This is a genomic window from Blastomonas sp. SL216 (assembly GCA_026625625.1).
Taxonomy (GTDB): Bacteria; Pseudomonadota; Alphaproteobacteria; order Sphingomonadales; family Sphingomonadaceae; genus Blastomonas.
Window position 1 is genome coordinate 762,575 of the sequence record CP113055.1, and the last position, 16,944, is coordinate 779,518.

A 16,944-nucleotide genomic window follows, 5' to 3' on the forward strand; every position below is an offset into this window, starting at 1 on the left:
GCATCAATTTGTATCAGTGTTTGCCGCAACGGACTGGACGCCGCCGCCTGCCACCACTAGGACGGCCCCGCTTCGCGCGTGGCGGCCCCATGCGCATCACTTTTTCGAAAAAGGGTTGGTTCCGTGGCCAATGTAACCGTGATCGGTGCCCAATGGGGCGATGAGGGCAAGGGCAAGATCGTCGACTGGCTGGCGGAACGCGCCGATGCGGTCATCCGCTTCCAGGGCGGCCATAATGCCGGGCATACGCTGGTGATCGGCGAGAAGGTGTTCAAACTGTCGCTGCTGCCCTCGGGCATCGTGCGCGGAACCTATAGCGTCATCGGCAACGGCGTCGTGCTCGATCCCTGGGCACTGCGCGATGAGGTCGAGAAGCTGCGGGGCCAGGGCGTCGATATCACTCCGGAAAATCTGGCGATCGCCGACAACTGCCCGCTGATCCTGCCTTTCCACCGCGATCTCGACGCACTGCGCGAGGACGCAAGCGGCCAGGGCAAGATCGGCACCACCCGGCGCGGCATCGGCCCGGCTTATGAGGATAAGGTCGGAAGGCGGGCGATCCGCGTGTGCGATCTGGCGCATCTGGATGCGCTCGATCCGCAGCTTGACCGGCTGTGCGCGCATCACGATGCGCTGCGCGCCGGTTTTGGCGAGCCGCCGATCGACCGCGCGGCGCTGCTGGCAGAGCTGGCAGAGATCGCGCCGTTCGTGCTCCAGTTCGCGCAGCCGGTGTGGAAGCGCCTGGGCGAAATCCGCCGCGCGGGTGCCCGCATGCTGTTCGAAGGCGCGCAGGGCGTGCTGCTCGATGTCGATCACGGGACCTATCCGTTTGTCACCTCGTCGAACACCATCACCGGCTCGGCATCGGGCGGCAGCGGCCTTGGCCCTCAGGCGAGCGGCTTCGTGCTGGGTATCGTCAAGGCCTATACCACGCGCGTCGGGTCGGGGCCTTTCCCCACCGAGCTGGAGGATGAAATTGGCCAGCGGCTGGGCGAGCGCGGCCATGAATTCGGCACCGTCACGGGGCGCAAGCGCCGCTGCGGCTGGTTCGATGCGACGCTGGTGCGGCAGAGCTGCGCGGTCGCCGGGGTCACCGGGATCGCGCTGACCAAGCTCGACGTGCTCGACGGGTTCGACAAACTCAAGATCTGCACCGGCTATCGCCTCAACGGCAAGGTGCTCGACTATTTCCCTGCCCATGCGGGCGATCAGGCCGCGGTTCAGCCGATCTACGAGGAAATGGACGGCTGGCACGAATCGACGGCTGGCGCGCGCAGCTGGGTTGACCTGCCTGCGCAGGCCATCAAGTATATCAAGCGTGTGGAGGAGCTGATCCAGTGCCCGGTGGCGCTGGTGTCAACCTCGCCCGAGCGTGAGGATACCATATTGGTCCGCGATCCCTTCGCGGACTGATATTCCAGGGCAGGGGGGATTGGATGTCTGAAGACGCGGCAATGGGTTTCGTTGATTGGCCAGCGTCATCTGCGACATCTTTGACCATCATCGCTGACGGGCCAGAAACCGCCGACATGATCGTGGCAGCAGGATGGGCCGTTAGCGATCACGCCCAGGCTGCCGATATCCTGGCACTCGACTGGCGAGCGCAGGTCCCGAACCCATTCCCTCACACAGCCACCGATTGCGGCCTGCTGGTCCTGGTCAGCCTGGCGACGATCGATGCGGCGGATGCCTTGCTGGCAGGGCACAGCGCACGGTTCGTCTTCGGCACCAGCCCAGCCCTGATCGCAGCCGAACTGTCAGAGCTGGGCAGCCTGGTGCGGGGCGCCCGCGCTGCTGACCCCAGCAGTGACGAGCGCGCGCGGCTCCAGTCGCTTGCCATGGAGCTGGCGCGACTGGCAGAACAGCTCGGCGCGATATCTGAAGACGATGACGCGTCCGGTGCCGCGCTGGCAGACCGGGGGCTTGCCTATCAAGCCGAGGATCCGCTCGATCGCGCGCCGGCCCGGCCACCCAGCGTCCAGCGCATCCGCCATCTGATTGCGATGCGGCGGCTGCGCGACCGTTTTTTCAGCGCAGAGCTGTTTGCCGATCCTGCCTGGGACATTCTGCTCGATCTTGCCGCCTCGCGATTGGAAGGAAAGCCCGTATCGGTCTCCAGCCTGTGCATCGCCGCTGCGGTCCCGCCCACCACCGCCTTGCGCTGGATCCGGATGATGACCGATCAGGGGCTGCTGGAACGGCGCGCTGACCCTGCCGATGCGCGGCGCATGTTTGTCGATCTGTCTGATGCGGCGTTCGATCAGCTGTGCGGCTGGTTCGCGCTGGTGGAAGCCCGCGGCGGCCTGGGCGTGTGATCACGGCGTTGCGTGCTATCTTGGCAGAGCGGGCGCTTCTGCCTAGTTTGATCGGATGACCAGTCCGTTCACCGAACTGAACGACCGTGCGCGCGACGTCTTCCGCATCGTTGTCGAGAGCTATCTCGACACCGGCCTGCCGGTCGGCTCGCGGACGATCTCCAAGTCGTCGACCGTCAACCTCTCACCCGCGTCGATCCGCAATGTCATGCAGGATCTGGAGGAGCTGGGCCTGCTCGCCGCGCCGCATACCAGCGCGGGCAGAATGCCGACCGAACAGGGGCTGCGGCTGTTCGTCGATGGCATGATGCAGGTGGCCGAGCCGTCTGCCGAGGAGCGCGCGGCGATCGAAAAGCAGCTCGAGAGCGCCGGGCCTATCGAGGCGGCGCTCGCGGCGACGACGCAGGCGCTGTCGGGGCTTTCGGCATGTGCCGGCATCGTCATGGTGCCGCGCCGCGAACCTGTTCTGAAGCAGATGAGCTTCGTCCGCCTGTCCGACAGCCAGGTGCTCGCAGTGCTGGTAGGGCATGATGGCAGCATCGAGAACCGCGTGCTCGAAATGGACCGGCGGGTGACCGAATCCATGCTGATCCAGGCGGGCAATTTCATCACCGCGCGGCTCGCCGGGCGCAGCCTGCCCCAGGCGCTGGCTGCGCTGGAGGCTGAAATTCAGGCCGAGCGTGCCGAGCTGGACAATGCCAGCTCCGATCTCGTGCGCCGGGGGCTCGCGATGTGGTCGCGCGACGGGTCGGATCGTCCGGTGCTGATCGTGCGCGGCCAGGCCAATCTGCTCGACAACGAGGCGGTGTCCGATCTGGAACGCGTACGCCGTCTGCTCGATGAACTTGAAGCGATGCAGGACATTGCCCATCTTCTCGACAGCGCCCGCGAGGCAGGATCGGCCCGCATCTTCATTGGAGCGGAAAACAAATTGTTTTCGCTTTCAGGGTCATCCGTGATAGCGGCGCCCTATCGTGACGGCGAGGGCCGTGTTGTCGGCGTGGTCGGGGTCATCGGCCCCACCCGCCTCAATTATGCGCGTATTGTGCCGATGGTGGACTTTACCGCGCAGAGCCTGACCCGATTGTTGAAATGAGCAGGAATACCGTGATTCAGGACGAAACCGTGACGCAGAATGACCCCAGCAAGCCCGTCGATCTCGATGCCGAAGCCGCAGCCGAGCTTGAGGGCGTGCCGGATAGCCTGAAGGAACAGGGCGACGGCCAGGCCGCGCTGGAAGAGCGCATCGCCGCGCTCGAAGCCCAGCTGGCTGAGGCGAAGCAGGAAGTTCTCTACGCGCGCGCCGATACGCAGAATGTCCGCCGTCGTCTTGAAAAGGATGCGCAGGATGCACGGGCCTATGCCGCCACCGGCTTTGCCCGCGATATCCTGTCGGTGTCGGACAATCTGACCCGTGCGTTGCAGGCGATTCCCGAAGATGCGCGGCATGACGAGGCGTGGAAGGGTCTGGTCGTCGGCCTGGAAGCGACCGGGCGCGAGCTTGAAAGCGTGTTCGGCAAGCACGGCATCTCGCGCATTGCCGCGATCGGGCTGCCGCTCGATCCGAACCAGCATCAGGCGATGATCGAACTGCCCAGCGACGAGGCCGAACCCGGCACCGTCGTGCAGGAACTGCAGGCCGGGTACATGATCAAGGACCGCCTGCTGCGTCCCGCGCTGGTAGCGGTGGCCAAGAAGCCGGATTGATTGACGGATAGCGGACATCAGCCGCACCCCCGCCTGCGCGGGGGTGACGACCGCATGCCTGCGATTATCAGACGGGAAACGGCAATATCTGCCGATAGGTCTCGATCGACGGCGCGCCGGGCACCTTGGCGCCCTGGCGCAGCATGAAGGCATGGCGGACCAGTTCCGCCTGCTGTTCGATGCCATATTTGCCGAAGCGCTGCCCAGGCTTGATCGCATAATCATAGCGGCAGAACGGGTGGCGCTTCAGCGGCAGGAACAGGCCCTGCTGATATTGCCAGACATGCACCATTTCATGGATGAACAGCGCCTGGCGTGACAGGCTGGCGCAGCTGAAATCATCGCAATAGGCGGTTCCGCCGGGGTGGAAATGGATGTGCCCCATCGGCGCCATGATGGTGCGCTTGGGCTGGAAGAAAATCCATTTCTTCAGCCGGATACGCACCTTGTCATAGGCGATGGCGTCGCCGAAGACCGATCGGGCCAGGGCGATCTCCTGCGGGGTGAGCGGTCGGTCGATCGACGCGCGGTGCATCAGTGCGCCATGCCCTCGCCGGGCTTGATCGCCTTGATCGCGGCATCGACCGCAATCTTGTCACCGTTGGAGAACGAGAACACGAATTCCGCCGTGCCGGCCTTGCGCGCTGCGGCATCGACGCCCCACACCATCACATGCTTGCCGCCGGGCTTGAATTCGACCGTGCCGCGCGTCGGAACTGCAACGGCGGTGATCGGCTTCATCATCGACATGCCGTTTTCTTCCACCGTCTCATGCATTTCCAGCCGCAGGATGCTGGGCGAAGAAATCGAGCGCAGCACCGTATCTGACGGGCCGCCCTTGATCGTGAAATAGAGCACCGAAGGGCTGTCCTCCACCGGGGAGAGCTGAACATGCGCATTTTCCACCAGCAGTTGCGCGGGCGGCTGGCACCCGGCCAGCAGCGCCATGGCAAGGCCGGCAAAAAGCAGAGTCAGCGAACGCAGCATCGGTGATTTCTCCCTCGTCATCCTGTGCCGGAACAGGCCAGCACAGCCGTGAGCGTGATGTAGATGCTGCGATGCCTTGTGCCAAGGGAAAGGAACCCTATATCCGCCGTCGGGGACGGAATTGCCGGATGCTTGGGGGCATGACGGCAGTTCGTATTCTTTCATCTGCATATCGAAAGTTACGTGGGAAAAGCATTATGGCAAAAGTAATCGGTATCGACCTTGGCACCACCAACAGCTGCGTGTCGGTGATGGACGGCGACAAGCCCAAGGTGATCGAAAACGCGGAAGGCGCGCGCACCACGCCGTCGATCGTCGCCTTCACCAAGGATGGCGAGCGTCTTGTCGGTCAGCCTGCAAAGCGCCAGGCCGTTACCAACCCTGAAAACACCGTGTTCGCGGTCAAGCGTCTGATCGGCCGTCGTTTCGACGATCCGCTGACCAAGAAGGACATGGAACTGGTGCCCTATAACATCGTCAAGGGCGGCAACGGCGATGCCTGGGTGCAGGCCGGCGGCAAGGACTATTCGCCTTCGGAAATCAGCGCGTTCACGCTGCAGAAGATGAAGGAAACGGCCGAGAGCTATCTGGGTGAAACCGTCACCCAGGCGGTCATCACCGTGCCTGCCTATTTCAACGACGCCCAGCGTCAGGCCACCAAGGATGCGGGCAAGATCGCCGGCCTTGAAGTGCTGCGGATCATCAACGAGCCGACCGCGGCAGCGCTCGCTTACGGCCTCGACAAGAATGACGGCAAGACCATCGCGGTCTATGACCTTGGCGGCGGCACCTTCGATATCTCGATCCTCGAGATCGGCGACGGCGTGTTCGAGGTGAAGGCCACCAATGGCGATACCTTCCTGGGCGGCGAGGACTTCGACTCCAAGCTGGTCGAGTTCCTGGCCGAAGAGTTCAAGAAAGCCGAAGGCATCGACCTCACCAAGGACAAGCTTGCCCTGCAGCGTCTGAAGGAAGCTGCGGAAAAGGCGAAGATCGAGCTGTCCTCGGCCCAGACCACCGAAGTCAACCTGCCCTTCATCACCGCCGACCAGAACGGCCCGAAGCACCTGGTGAAGACCATCAGCCGTGCCGACCTGGAAAAGCTGGTTGCAGACCTGATCAAGCGCACGCTCGATCCGTGCAAGAAGGCGCTGGAAGACGCCGGCCTCAAGGCTGCCGACATCGATGACGTCGTGCTGGTGGGCGGTATGACCCGCATGCCGCGCGTGCGCGAAGTGGTGAAGGAATTCTTCGGCAAGGAACCGCATACCGGCGTGAACCCCGACGAAGTCGTCGCCATGGGCGCGGCGATCCAGGCGGGCGTGCTGCAGGGCGACGTCAAGGACGTGCTGCTGCTCGACGTGACCCCGCTGTCGCTGGGCATCGAGACGCTGGGCGGCGTGTTCACCCGCATGATCGACCGCAACACGACGATCCCGACCAAGAAGTCGCAGACCTATTCGACCGCTGACGACAATCAACAGGCCGTGACGATCCGCGTCTTCCAGGGCGAGCGTGAAATGGCGGCGGACAACAAGCTGCTCGGCCAGTTCGACCTGGTCGGCATCCCGCCGGCACCGCGCGGCGTGCCGCAGATCGAGGTCACGTTCGACATCGACGCCAACGGCATCGTCAACGTGTCGGCCAAGGACAAGGGCACCGGCAAGGAGCAGGTGATCCGCATCCAGGCATCGGGCGGCCTCAGCGACGCCGATATCGACCAGATGGTCAAGGATGCCGAGCGCTTTGCCGAGGAAGACAAGAAGCGCCGTGAGGCAGCCGAGGCGAAGAACAACGCCGAAAGCCTGCTGCACAGCACCGAAAAGCAGCTGGAAGAGCATGGCGACAAGGTCGATGCCGCCACCAAGGGCGAAATCGAAACTGCGATTGCCGAGCTCAAGACGGCTGTCGAGGGCGGTGATGCCGATGCCATGAAGTCGAAGACCGAGGCGCTCGCCCAGGCGGCGATGAAGCTGGGTCAGGCGATCTACGAGAAGGAGCAGGCCGCAGCGGCGTCTCCGGCGGCAGAGACTGCACCGGCTGAGGACAATGTCGTCGACGCCGAGTTCTCGGAAGTTGACGGCGACGCGAAAAACTGATTGCCGGATTGATGTTCGACAGTCCGGCCGGGCGGGACTGCGGGGCAGGGGTGGTGCATGCCGCCCCGGCACCGCGATCCCGCCCGGTCGCTGCATGATGAATCGCGACCCATGACCATGACCACAGCCAAAGATTATTACGAGCGGCTTGGCGTCTCGCGCAACGCGGACGATGCCACGCTCAAATCCGCCTATCGCAAGCTTGCGATGCAATGGCACCCGGACAAGAACCCGGGCGATGCCGATGCGGAAGCCAAGTTCAAGGCGATCAGCCAGGCCTATGATTGCCTGAAGGACCCGCAGAAGCGCGCTGCTTATGATCGCTATGGCCATGAAGCCTATGAAAGCGGCATGTCCGGCGGTGGCGGCGGTCACGGCGCTGCGGGCGGCTTTTCCGATCTGGGCGATATCTTCGACACCATATTCGGCGGCGGCTTTGGCGGTCAGGGCGGGCGTCGCGGCCCGGTGCGCGGCGCGGATCTGCGCTATGACATGGAGATCAGCCTGGAAGAGGCCTATCATGGCAAGTCCAGCGAGATCACCATCGATGTGGCGGCGACCTGCGACACCTGCGATGGATCGGGCGCGGAGCCGGGCACCAAGGTGCGCAGCTGCAACCTGTGTGGCGGAAGCGGCAAGATGCGCGCGCAGCAGGGCTTTTTCGTGGTCGAGCGCACCTGCCCCAATTGCCATGGCACCGGTCAGGTGATCGAAAATCCCTGCCGTACATGTCGCGGCGAGGGCCGGGTCGACAAGCAGCAGACGCTCTCGGTCGATATTCCGCCGGGCGTCGACAACGGCACCCGCATCCGGTTGTCGGGCAAGGGCGAGGCCGGCCCCAAGGGCTCTCCTCCGGGCGACCTGTACATCTTCATCCATGTCGCGCGCCACCGCATCTTCGAGCGCGATGGCACCACGCTGATCACGCGTGCGCCGATCAGCATCACCACCGCCGCGCTGGGCGGCGAGCTGGAAATTCCGGGTCTTGACGGCAAGCGTCACCGCATCCCGATCCCTGCGGGCATCCAGTCGGGCAAGCAGTTGCGCCAGCGCGGCGCAGGCATGCCCGTGCTGCAGGGCCGGGGCACTGGCGATATGGTGATCCAGATCGATGTCGAGACGCCGACGCGTCTCAGCGCAAAGCAGAAGGAATTGCTGCGCGAATTCCAGGCGACCGAGACCGGTCAGGAAAGCCCGGAAAGCACCGGCTTTTTCGCCAAGCTGAAGGAAATGTGGGACGGTATCGGCGAATAAGGCGGGATCGCTCCCGCCTTATGCTTCAGATATCCTGCGCCAGCCGTCCGTAGAGTTCGGGGCGGCGATCGCGGAAAAAGCCCATGCCCGCGCGGTGCTTGCGCGCCTGCGCCAGATCGAGCGTCGCGACCAGCACGCCGGTTTCCTCCGCGCCATATTCGAGCACCAGATCACCCCATTCGTTGGTGATGAAGCTGTGGCCGTAAAAGCTCTGGTTGCCCTCGGTGCCGATGCGGTTGCTGGCGATCACCGGCATGCAATTGGACACCGAATGCCCCTGCATCGCGCGCCGCCACATGCGGCTGGTGTCGAGGTCCGCGTCATAGGGTTCCGATCCGATCGCGGTGGGGTAGAACAGCAGTTCAGCGCCCATCAGCGCCATGGCGCGCGCGGTTTCAGGGTACCATTGGTCCCAGCAAATGCCGATGCCGATGCGCGTGCCGCACACATCCCACACCTTGAACCCGGTGTTGCCCGGGCGGAAATAGAATTTCTCCTCATAGCCCGGCCCGTCGGGGATATGGCTTTTGCGGTACACGCCCATGATCTCGCCTTCGGGGTTGATCATGGCGAGCGAGTTGTAATGATGCGGCCCGTCGCGCTCGAAAAAGCTGGTCGGGATCGCCACCTTGAGCTGTTTCGCCAGCCTGGCCATCGCGCGCACCGAGGGATGATCGGTCGTGGGATGCGCGGTCGCAAACAGCGCTTCATCCTCGACCTGGCAGAAATAGGGCCCTTCAAACAATTCGGGCGGCAGGATGATGTCCGCGCCCTTGTCGGCTGCGTGCGCAACAAGATCGCTGACCGCATCGATATTCTCGGCCACGCCGCCGCCCAGCGGCAGCTGCAGCGCAGCAACGGTAATTTCGGTCATAGCGAGACGTTTATCCCTAATCGGGGCAGGATCGCGACCGTGCCCAGGTACAAGATCATGGTCAGTCCGCACCCTGCGCCCAGCGATGGCCAGAAGCCGATGCCGGCGCGGAGCATCCACGGAATGAGCAGGAACATGGGCAGCGTCGGCAGGAAATACCAGAAGGCTGCGCTGACATAATTGGCGACCAGCTCACGGTCGCCGCTGTCGTTCCACAGCCAGATCATGCCGAGCGTCGAGACGAGCGGGATAGAGGCGACAAGCCCGCCCAGCCCGGGGCTGCGCCGGGCGACGATGGCGATGATCGCCACCAGAACGCCGGAAATCACCGCCCTCAGCACGAATGCGCCCATGTTCGCCCCCCGGCTCCAATCCGCTCGCCGCCGCCCATGGTGAGCAGCGGCGAGCCGGTGCTTACTTCTTGCGGAACAGCAGCGTCATGCGGTCCGATTCACCGATCGCGGCATATTTCGCACGGTCCTGGTCCTTCAGCGCATAGTTCGGCGGCAGCGTCCAGACGCCATCGGGATAGTCTGCGCTATCCTTGGGGTTGGCGTTGACCTCGCTCTTGCCGACCAGTTCGAAGCCATGCTGCTTGAACATGGCGATCACGTCGGCTTCCTTCAGATAGCCCTTGGAGCCATCGACATAGGCCGCAGGCGCATCGGCCTTGGCGCGGTGCTGTTCGATGCCGATCATGCCGCCGGGCTTCAGCATCTTGTGCATTGCATCAAGCTCGCTGCCCAAAATGCCCCAACGGTTCATGTTGTGCAGCATGCGGAAGATGAAGATGCGGTCGACGGTGGCATTGAGTTCGGCCGGGACGGCATTGGTGACATAGGCGTTGATCTTGCCCGCCGCGATGCCGGTCGCCTTGGCGGCGCGATCGGGATAGCTGGTCGGATAAGCGGCCATCTGCGCCTTGCGCTGCTCGTTGAACGCCGGTGCCGTCGGGGATACGCCCAGCGCCACGTATTTGCCGCTGTCGACGGTCAGCGGGGCCAGGATCTTGGTGTACCAGCCGGCATCGGCCGCATATTCCGCGATCACCATGTTCGGCGCGACCTGGAAGAATTCCAGCGTTTCCTTGGGGTGGCGATACTGGTCGCGCGCCTTGTCTTCACCGCGGAGGTCCGCGGAGACGGCAGCGTCGATCGCGGACGAGGCAGTGGTGCTGCCGGCTTCAGCTGCCATCACCGGTGCGGCAGCGAGCAGGGGCAGGGCGGTCCCGGTTATCAGGGCAGACAGGATGAATGTGCGCATGGGGGCAATCCTCTTTGTGGTTGGTGCGGGGAAATGTGGATGCTTGCAGTGACGCGCTATACCCCGCGCGGGCGGGGCGATCAATCGAGCGCGGGCATCTGCTGGCTGGCGCAGTGGAAGCTCCCGCCGCCCGCCAGCACTGCGTCGGCACGCAGACCGATCGTGCGCCGATCCGGGAAGCAGGCGCCGATCGCCTGGACTGCTGGCGCGTCCGATGCGGTCGTGTAGGTCGGCACGACCACGAGATGGCTGGTGATCGCAAAGTTCATATGGCTGGCCGGCTGCACCTTCATTTCACCCTCGGCATCGACGCGCTCGACCAGGCCGGGCGAAGGGATGGGCACGACCTGCAGCCCGAAGGCCTCGGCGCGGCGGCGGGCATCGGCATAGATGGCCGCATTGGGATCATCCGCGCCGCTCGCCACCGGCACCGCCAGCGTGCCGGGTGCAACAAAGCGCGCCAGGTTGTCGACATGTCCGTCGGTATGATCGTTGATCAGGCCATCGCCCAGCCACAACAGGCGTTCGATCCCCAGGTCGCGCCGCAGCCGCGCCTCGATTTCGGCGCGCGACAGATGCGGGTTGCGGTTGGGGTTGAGCAGGCACTGTTCGGTGGTGACGCCGACACCCGTGCCATCGACATCGATCGCGCCGCCTTCGAGCACCCAGTCGGCACGCGCGCTGGCCAGCATCGCCTCATCCGCCAATGCCTTGCCGATTTCGGTATCGCCCGGCATCACATATTTGCCGCCCCAGCCGTTGAAGCCGAACAGCTGCGCGCGCAATTCCCCTGCCGCCGCTCGTACGACCAGCGGTCCGGTATCGCGCAGCCAGATATCGCCATAATGGTGCACGCGGATATCGACGCCATCGCCTGCCAGTTCGCGCGCGAGCGCGGCGTGCTCTGCATCGGGGCAGACCAGCCGTGCCGCCTGCCCGCTTTCGGCGACAGCACGGGCAAAGGCCGCAATCTCAGCCTGGGCCGCATCGAGGAAACCGCCCCATTCGTCGGCAAGGTGCGGAAAACCGATCCACAGCCATTGCTGCGCGGCCCATTCGGGCGGCATCATCTGCTCGGTCATGGTCGCTTACTTTCCTGCCCGGCTCTTGTCGCGAATGGCGCGGAATTCGTCGCCATCCACCCAGTTGGGCCATGCCTGCGACATCGCCAGGCTGCGCCCGATGCGGTAATAGAGCGAGAGATCGGCGATCACGCCCGACCAGTCCCAATTGGGGTTATACTCGTCCTTGGGGCCATGATAGCGGTTGACGGTATAGTCCTTGGCCGCCGCCTCGCCGGCTTGCTTGCCGCCGTTCACCAGATCGTCGCCGCCATCGATATACAGCATCGGCACGCCCTGCTTGGCGAGGCTGAAATGGTCCGACCGGTAATAATAGCCGTTCTGCGGCATCGCGTCGGGCTGAGCCACGCGGTCCACGGATTTGAGCGCAGCGTTGAGGAAATCATCGAGCTGCGACTTGCCCTTGCCGACCACGGTGACGTTGCGCGCAGGGCCGGCCATCAGGAACGCATCCATGTTGATGCCGCCCGCGGTCTGCGCCAGCGGATAGACGGGGTTCTCGCCGTAATAGGCCGATCCGAGCAGACCCGATTCTTCGCCGGTGACCGCGAGGAACACGATGCTGCGATCGGGCGCGCCCGCCTTGGTGAACGCTTCTGCCAGCGCGACCAGTGCGGCGGTTCCGGTGGCATTGTCGACAGCGCCGTTGCAGATGTCATCGCCGTCATCGGCGGGTTTGCACCGGCCCAGATGGTCCCAATGCGCGGTGTAGAGCACATATTCGTCAGGACGCTTGGCCCCCGGCAGGATGCCGATGATGTTGTTCGATTCCATCGTCTGGATGGCATTGGCGAACGAGACCGAAGCCTTGACCCCCAGCGGCACGGGCTTGAAGCCCTTGCGCCTGGCAGCGGCACTCAGCGCGGTCAGATCCTGGCCCGCGCTGGCCAGCAGCTTTTCGGCGGCTTCCTTCTGGATCCAGCCATTGGCCTGGGTCTGGCTCGCGCCCTTGTCGGCGCTTTGCGCAAAGAATTGCGGGCCGGTCCAGCTCGATTCCACCACGCCCCAGCCATAGGCGGCGGGCACGGTGTCGTGGACGATCAACGCCGCGGCCGCGCCCTGGCGAGCGGCCTCTTCGTACTTGTAGGTCCAGCGGCCATAATAGGTCATCGCCTTGCCGCCGAATTCGCCGTTCAGGTCCGGGCTGTCATAATCGGGGTCGTTGACCAGGATGACGACGGTCTTGCCGCGCACATCCAGCCCCGCATAATCGTTCCAGCCCTTTTCCGGCGCGTTGATGCCATAGCCGACGAACACGACCTCGCTATCGGCAATGTCGATCGCAGGGGCTTCGCGATAGCTGCCGATCACCATGTCCTTGCCATATTCGAAGCTGAGCGGCGCTGCCCCGCCGGTGATGGCGAGCGGGCTGATCTTTCCGGCCTCGATGCTGACCAGCGGCACCTTCTGGAGCCAGCTGTCGCCATTGCCAGGCTTCAGCCCAGCCTGGGCAAAGCGTTCGGTCATCAGGGCGATGGTTTTCTGTTCACCGACGCTACCGGGCGCCCGGCCTTCAAATGCGTCCGAGGACAGCATCCGAGTGACGTCCTTCATCGTAGTTTCGGAGACCGGCTGGGGGGCAGTTTCCGGAATGTCGATCGACGTCGCCTGCTGGGCCGCCAATGGGGTTGCCGCCAGCAGCGCGAGCGGAGCGCTTGCGAGTTTGAACAGGGTCTTGAGATACATGGTCGCTCTTTTCGCAGGGAGGTTGGAAGCGCGGACACCTTGCCCGCCATGCCATGCTGTTTGCCACCCGCGCGCAGGGCAGGCAAGCAGATCGATCCGCCGCCCATCGACGCATGCTTGTGATTTGCAACGAATTTCCGTATCGCCGACGAGAAAGTTGACATGTGTAAGTGACGGGCAGTCGGCAGCCGCTTCGAATCGCCGCCTGCCTTTTCCCCGAGGGTTGAAAGTCAGGCCTTTCCGCTATGGCGTTTGACAGTACCGCTGACGCCGCGCCAGAGGCTGGTCCGCCGCTGGATGATGAGGCGTTCAAGGCTCAGCTTGCCGCGCTGATCCCGCACTTGCGCGCTTATGGTCGCTCGCTCAGCGGCAATCGCGATGTGGCGGACGATCTCGTCCAGGACACCATGCTCAAGGCCTGGGCAGCGCGCGGTCGGTTTTCCGCAGGCACCAACATGCGCGCGTGGACCTTCATCATCCTGCGCAATTCCTTCCTGTCGCAGCGTCGGCGCGCGCGGTTCACCACCGAATGGGACGATGTCGTGGCCGACCGCATCCTGTCGATGCCGGCGGGGCAGGGCGATCAGCTTCACCTGGCCGATGTCCAGCGCGCGTTGATGCAGCTGCCCGAAAGCCAGCGCGAGGCCCTCATCCTGGTGGGGGCGGGTGGCTTTTCCTATGAGGAGGCCGCCGATATCTGCGGCGTTGCCCTGGGCACGATCAAGAGCCGTGTCGCGCGCGGGCGGTCTGCGCTCGCGGCGCTGATCGAGGAGACGGTCGCCAGCGACAGCAGGGGCCAGCGCACCGCCGATCCGATGGCGGCGATCATGGCCGATGTCGACCGGGTCAGCGGCGGGCTCGTCGGCCGCACGGACGACGACGAATAAGCCGTCGCGCCATCTGGTGATTGCCCGGCGTCACGACGACGGCTAGCAACGCGCGCATGTCGAGCCACACCAGCCTTGCCGATGCGCAGCAGCGCGCTGCGCTCCACGCCCCCTTTCTGGCGACAGCGATGGAGCGGAACCCCGACCTTCTCGCGCGCCTTGGCGAGACTGGGCTGGATGCGTGCCTTGCCTGGCTCGGCGAGCAGGATGCCGCGTTGCCGGTGAGCCAGGCGTTGCGGCGGCGCAAGAACGCGCTCGCGCTAGTACTGGCGATCGCCGATCTTGCGGGAATGGTTACGGTCGACCAGGTGACCCGTGTGCTGTCCGATTTTGCCGATCAGGCGCTCGATGCGGCTCTGGCCGATGTCATCGCGCGCCGCACCCCCGATGCCGGGGTGCAGGGCTTTGCCGTGATCGCGCTCGGCAAGCATGGCGGGCAAGAGCTCAACTACTCGTCGGATATCGACCCGATCTTCATCTATGATCCGGCCACTCTGCCCTGTCGCGGGCGCGAAGAGCCTGCCGATGCTGCGCAGCGTATTGCGCGGCAACTCATTGATATGATGAGCGCAAGGGACGGCGATGGCTATGTCTTCCGGATGGATTTGCGGCTTCGTCCCGCAGCCGAGGTCACCCCGCTCGCCATACCGGTGGATGCGGCGCTGTCGCACTATGAATCGCAGGCGCTGACCTGGGAACAGGCAGCCTTTATCCGCGCGCGTGCCGCTGCTGGTGACCGCGTGCTGGGCCAGTATTTCATGGATTCGCTGCGCCCCTTCATCTGGCGGCGCTCGCTCGACTTCGGCACGATCGACGAGATTGCCGCGCTGACCCGGCAGATCCGCGATCACTATAACAAGGGTCAGCTGCTCGGTCCGGGCTTTGACCTGAAGCGTGGGCGCGGCGGCATTCGCGAGGTCGAATTCTTCACCCAGGCGCATCAGTTGATCCATGGCGGGCGCAATCCGGCGCTCCGCGTGCGCTCCACATTTGACGCGCTTCAGGCACTCGCGGCGGAGGGGATCATCCCTGCGCAGGAGGCCGACCTGCTGGCAGGCCATTATCGCACCTTGCGCACGTTCGAGCACCGGTTGCAGATGGTCGACGATCAGCAGACGCACAGTCTTCCGCACGATCCGGCGGCGCTCGACAATGTGGCGCGGCTGCATGGCCTCAGCGATGGCCCCGCGCTGGTGGCCGCGCTGGAGCCGGTCACCGATGATGTCGCGAAAATCTATGATGGCCTGATAGCTTCGCAGCGCGGGCAGGGCGACGATCATGGCGTGCAGCTCAGCAACGATCCCGAATTGCTGGCCGAAGCCCTGGCCCATGCCGGGCTGGACCAGGCCGAGGCGCTGGCCGAAAGGGTGCAGGCCTGGCGCGGCGGCGCCGTGCGGGCGCTGCGCACGGGGGCGGGGCGCAAGGCGTTCGAAGAGGTGCTTCCGGCGCTGCTCGCCGCCTTTGCCGAAGCGCCCGATCAGGCGGCGGCGATCAACCGTTTCGATGATCTGCTGCGGCATCTGCCCAGCACGGTGAACGTGTTCCGGCTGCTGCAGGCGCGGCCTGCGCTGATGCAGACGCTGATCGACATATTGAGCCATGCGCCGCCGCTGGCGGAATCGCTGGCGCGGCGGGGCGATCTGCTCGACGGACTGATCGATGCGAGCGCGTTCGATCTTGTCGGCAGCGTCGAGCAGATCGTCCAGCGCCTGTCGCGCGAGGAGCCGGGCGACGATTATCAGCAGCGACTGGACGCGGTGCGGGTCCGTGTTGGCGAGATGCGCTTTGCGCTGGGGGTGCAGCTGATCGAGGGCAAGCACGATCCGGTCGACATTGCTGGCGGCTATGCCCGGGTTGCCGAAGCCGCGATCTGCCGCCTCGCCGATTGCGCGGTGCGGGAGTTCACTGCGGTGCATGGCGAGATGCCGGGCAGCGAACCGGTGATCCTGGCGCTGGGCCGGCTCGGCGGCGGAGCACTCACCCATGCGTCGGATCTCGACCTCATCTTCCTGTTCAGCGGCGAGATCGGAGAGGAATCGGATGGCAAGCGTCCGCTGGGCAGCACGCAATATTACAACCGCCTTGCGCAGCGGATCATCGCGGCGCTCTCCGTACCGACAGCGGCAGGCGCGTTGTACGAGGTGGATACCCGCCTAAGGCCCAATGGTGCGCAGGGGCTGCTGGCGGTGTCCTTTGCCAGCTTTGCCGAATATCAGCGCGAACAGGCTTGGACCTGGGAACATATGGCGCTGTGCCGTGCGCGCGTGGTTTATGGATCGGACGAAAGCCGGGCCCGGCTTGAGGCGATCATCGGCGATGTGCTGAACGCCGAGCGATCTGCAGAGGCGGTCATGGCCGCCGCGCTGAAGATGCGGACCGATATCGCCGCGCATAAAAAGCCGCTGGGGCCGCTGGATGTGAAGCTGCTCCCCGGCGGGCTGGTCGATCTGGAATTCATCGTCCACACGCTGCAGCTGGTGCACCATAAGGGTTTTCACCCCGATCTGCGCCTGGCGATCGATGCACTGGTGCAGCAGGGGCTTGTCGATCCCTCGCTTGCTTCGGCGCATGACCTGATGACGCGGCTGCTGGTCACCTTGCGGCTTGTCGCGCCCGATTGCAGCACGCCGCCGGTTGCGAGCCAGGTGCTCGTTGCGCGGGCCTGCGGGTGCGAAAACTGGGCGATGCTGCTGGCGTCGGTGGAATCGGCGCGGGCCGGTGTTCAAACCGAATGGCAGCGCCTATTTGGGGCGAGCGCGCCAGCAAGCAGCGCTTGAGAGAAGAGGACAG

General features: G+C 64.5%; 15 protein-coding genes. 8 read left to right on the forward strand and 7 right to left on the reverse strand.

Going from position 1 to position 16,944, the window contains the following annotated elements:
• The first annotated feature begins 123 nt into the window (after positions 1-123).
• The 4 genes from OU999_03610 to grpE all read left to right on the forward strand — a co-directional run bounded on the left by OU999_03610 (position 124) and on the right by grpE (position 4,022).
• Complete coding sequence (locus OU999_03610) at positions 124-1,413, forward strand: adenylosuccinate synthase (GenBank protein WAC24290.1); 1,290 nt, start codon at positions 124-126, stop codon at positions 1,411-1,413.
• An 80-nt stretch (positions 1,414-1,493) separates the two neighbouring features.
• The gene (locus OU999_03615; protein WAC24291.1) at positions 1,494-2,315 is read left to right on the forward strand and encodes a MarR family winged helix-turn-helix transcriptional regulator; all 822 of its coding nucleotides are present in this window, start codon (positions 1,494-1,496) and stop codon (positions 2,313-2,315) included.
• Between the two features lie 55 nt (positions 2,316-2,370).
• Positions 2,371-3,411, forward strand: a complete 1,041-nt coding sequence (gene hrcA / locus OU999_03620) for a heat-inducible transcriptional repressor HrcA (protein WAC24292.1) — start codon at positions 2,371-2,373, stop codon at positions 3,409-3,411.
• Positions 3,408-4,022, forward strand: a complete 615-nt coding sequence (gene grpE / locus OU999_03625) for a nucleotide exchange factor GrpE (GenBank protein ID WAC24293.1) — start codon at positions 3,408-3,410, stop codon at positions 4,020-4,022. The genes hrcA and grpE overlap by 4 nt, the downstream gene beginning before the upstream one ends.
• A gap of 67 nt (positions 4,023-4,089) precedes the next feature.
• On the opposite strand, the gene OU999_03630 is transcribed toward grpE, so the two are convergent.
• Both OU999_03630 and OU999_03635 read right to left on the reverse strand, forming a co-directional pair.
• Positions 4,090-4,557: a vgr related protein gene (locus OU999_03630; GenBank protein WAC24294.1), complete on the reverse strand. Its 468-nt coding sequence runs from the start codon at positions 4,555-4,557 to the stop codon at positions 4,090-4,092.
• On the reverse strand, positions 4,557-5,009 hold the full coding sequence (locus OU999_03635; GenBank protein ID WAC24295.1) for a copper chaperone PCu(A)C: 453 nt from the start codon (positions 5,007-5,009) through the stop codon (positions 4,557-4,559). Before OU999_03635 ends, OU999_03630 begins: the two co-directional genes overlap by 1 nt.
• A gap of 197 nt (positions 5,010-5,206) precedes the next feature.
• Between OU999_03635 and dnaK the strand changes: the two genes are divergently transcribed.
• Positions 5,207-7,108, forward strand: a complete 1,902-nt coding sequence (gene dnaK, locus OU999_03640; protein ID WAC24296.1) for a molecular chaperone DnaK — start codon at positions 5,207-5,209, stop codon at positions 7,106-7,108.
• A 117-nt stretch (positions 7,109-7,225) separates the two neighbouring features.
• Positions 7,226-8,362 (forward strand): molecular chaperone DnaJ, encoded by a 1,137-nt coding sequence (dnaJ, locus tag OU999_03645; GenBank protein ID WAC25339.1) that lies wholly within the window; start codon positions 7,226-7,228, stop codon positions 8,360-8,362.
• A 25-nt stretch (positions 8,363-8,387) separates the two neighbouring features.
• Here the strand turns inward: dnaJ and aguB are convergent, their stop codons facing one another.
• The 5 genes from aguB to OU999_03670 all read right to left on the reverse strand — a co-directional run bounded on the left by aguB (position 8,388) and on the right by OU999_03670 (position 13,267).
• Entirely contained in the window at positions 8,388-9,236 is an 849-nt protein-coding gene (aguB, locus tag OU999_03650; GenBank protein WAC24297.1) for an N-carbamoylputrescine amidase, read from the reverse strand.
• On the reverse strand, positions 9,233-9,589 hold the full coding sequence (locus OU999_03655) for a DUF3147 family protein (GenBank protein WAC24298.1): 357 nt from the start codon (positions 9,587-9,589) through the stop codon (positions 9,233-9,235). Before OU999_03655 ends, aguB begins: the two co-directional genes overlap by 4 nt.
• A 61-nt stretch (positions 9,590-9,650) precedes the next feature.
• On the reverse strand, positions 9,651-10,499 hold the full coding sequence (locus OU999_03660; GenBank protein WAC24299.1) for a methyltransferase: 849 nt from the start codon (positions 10,497-10,499) through the stop codon (positions 9,651-9,653).
• A gap of 80 nt (positions 10,500-10,579) precedes the next feature.
• Positions 10,580-11,581 (reverse strand): agmatine deiminase family protein, encoded by a 1,002-nt coding sequence (locus tag OU999_03665; GenBank protein WAC24300.1) that lies wholly within the window; start codon positions 11,579-11,581, stop codon positions 10,580-10,582.
• Between the two features lie 6 nt (positions 11,582-11,587).
• Positions 11,588-13,267: a M28 family metallopeptidase gene (locus OU999_03670; protein ID WAC24301.1), complete on the reverse strand. Its 1,680-nt coding sequence runs from the start codon at positions 13,265-13,267 to the stop codon at positions 11,588-11,590.
• Between the two features lie 245 nt (positions 13,268-13,512).
• On the opposite strand from OU999_03670, the gene OU999_03675 reads away from it, so the two are divergent.
• Both OU999_03675 and OU999_03680 read left to right on the forward strand, forming a co-directional pair.
• Positions 13,513-14,154, forward strand: a complete 642-nt coding sequence (locus tag OU999_03675; GenBank protein WAC24302.1) for a sigma-70 family RNA polymerase sigma factor — start codon at positions 13,513-13,515, stop codon at positions 14,152-14,154.
• Between the two features lie 56 nt (positions 14,155-14,210).
• The gene (locus tag OU999_03680) at positions 14,211-16,931 is read left to right on the forward strand and encodes a bifunctional [glutamine synthetase] adenylyltransferase/[glutamine synthetase]-adenylyl-L-tyrosine phosphorylase (GenBank protein WAC24303.1); all 2,721 of its coding nucleotides are present in this window, start codon (positions 14,211-14,213) and stop codon (positions 16,929-16,931) included.
• Positions 16,932-16,944: the final 13 nt, after the last annotated feature.

Bases quoted from the DNA above. Each gene is read 5' to 3' on its own strand.
- hrcA (WAC24292.1), top strand. From the start codon at position 2,371: ATGACCAGTCCGTTCACCGAACTGAACGACCGTGCGCGCGACGTCTTC.
- grpE (WAC24293.1), top strand. From the start codon at position 3,408: ATGAGCAGGAATACCGTGATTCAGGACGAAACCGTGACGCAGAATGAC.
- OU999_03630 (WAC24294.1), bottom strand. From the start codon at position 4,557: ATGCACCGCGCGTCGATCGACCGACCGCTCACCCCGCAGGAGATCGCC.
- OU999_03635 (WAC24295.1), bottom strand. From the start codon at position 5,009: ATGCTGCGTTCGCTGACTCTGCTTTTTGCCGGCCTTGCCATGGCGCTG.
- dnaK (WAC24296.1), top strand. From the start codon at position 5,207: ATGGCAAAAGTAATCGGTATCGACCTTGGCACCACCAACAGCTGCGTG.
- dnaJ (WAC25339.1), top strand. From the start codon at position 7,226: ATGACCACAGCCAAAGATTATTACGAGCGGCTTGGCGTCTCGCGCAAC.
- aguB (WAC24297.1), bottom strand. From the start codon at position 9,236: ATGACCGAAATTACCGTTGCTGCGCTGCAGCTGCCGCTGGGCGGCGGC.
- OU999_03655 (WAC24298.1), bottom strand. From the start codon at position 9,589: ATGGGCGCATTCGTGCTGAGGGCGGTGATTTCCGGCGTTCTGGTGGCG.
- OU999_03660 (WAC24299.1), bottom strand. From the start codon at position 10,499: ATGCGCACATTCATCCTGTCTGCCCTGATAACCGGGACCGCCCTGCCC.
- OU999_03665 (WAC24300.1), bottom strand. From the start codon at position 11,581: ATGACCGAGCAGATGATGCCGCCCGAATGGGCCGCGCAGCAATGGCTG.
- OU999_03670 (WAC24301.1), bottom strand. From the start codon at position 13,267: ATGTATCTCAAGACCCTGTTCAAACTCGCAAGCGCTCCGCTCGCGCTG.
- OU999_03675 (WAC24302.1), top strand. From the start codon at position 13,513: ATGGCGTTTGACAGTACCGCTGACGCCGCGCCAGAGGCTGGTCCGCCG.
- OU999_03680 (WAC24303.1), top strand. From the start codon at position 14,211: ATGTCGAGCCACACCAGCCTTGCCGATGCGCAGCAGCGCGCTGCGCTC.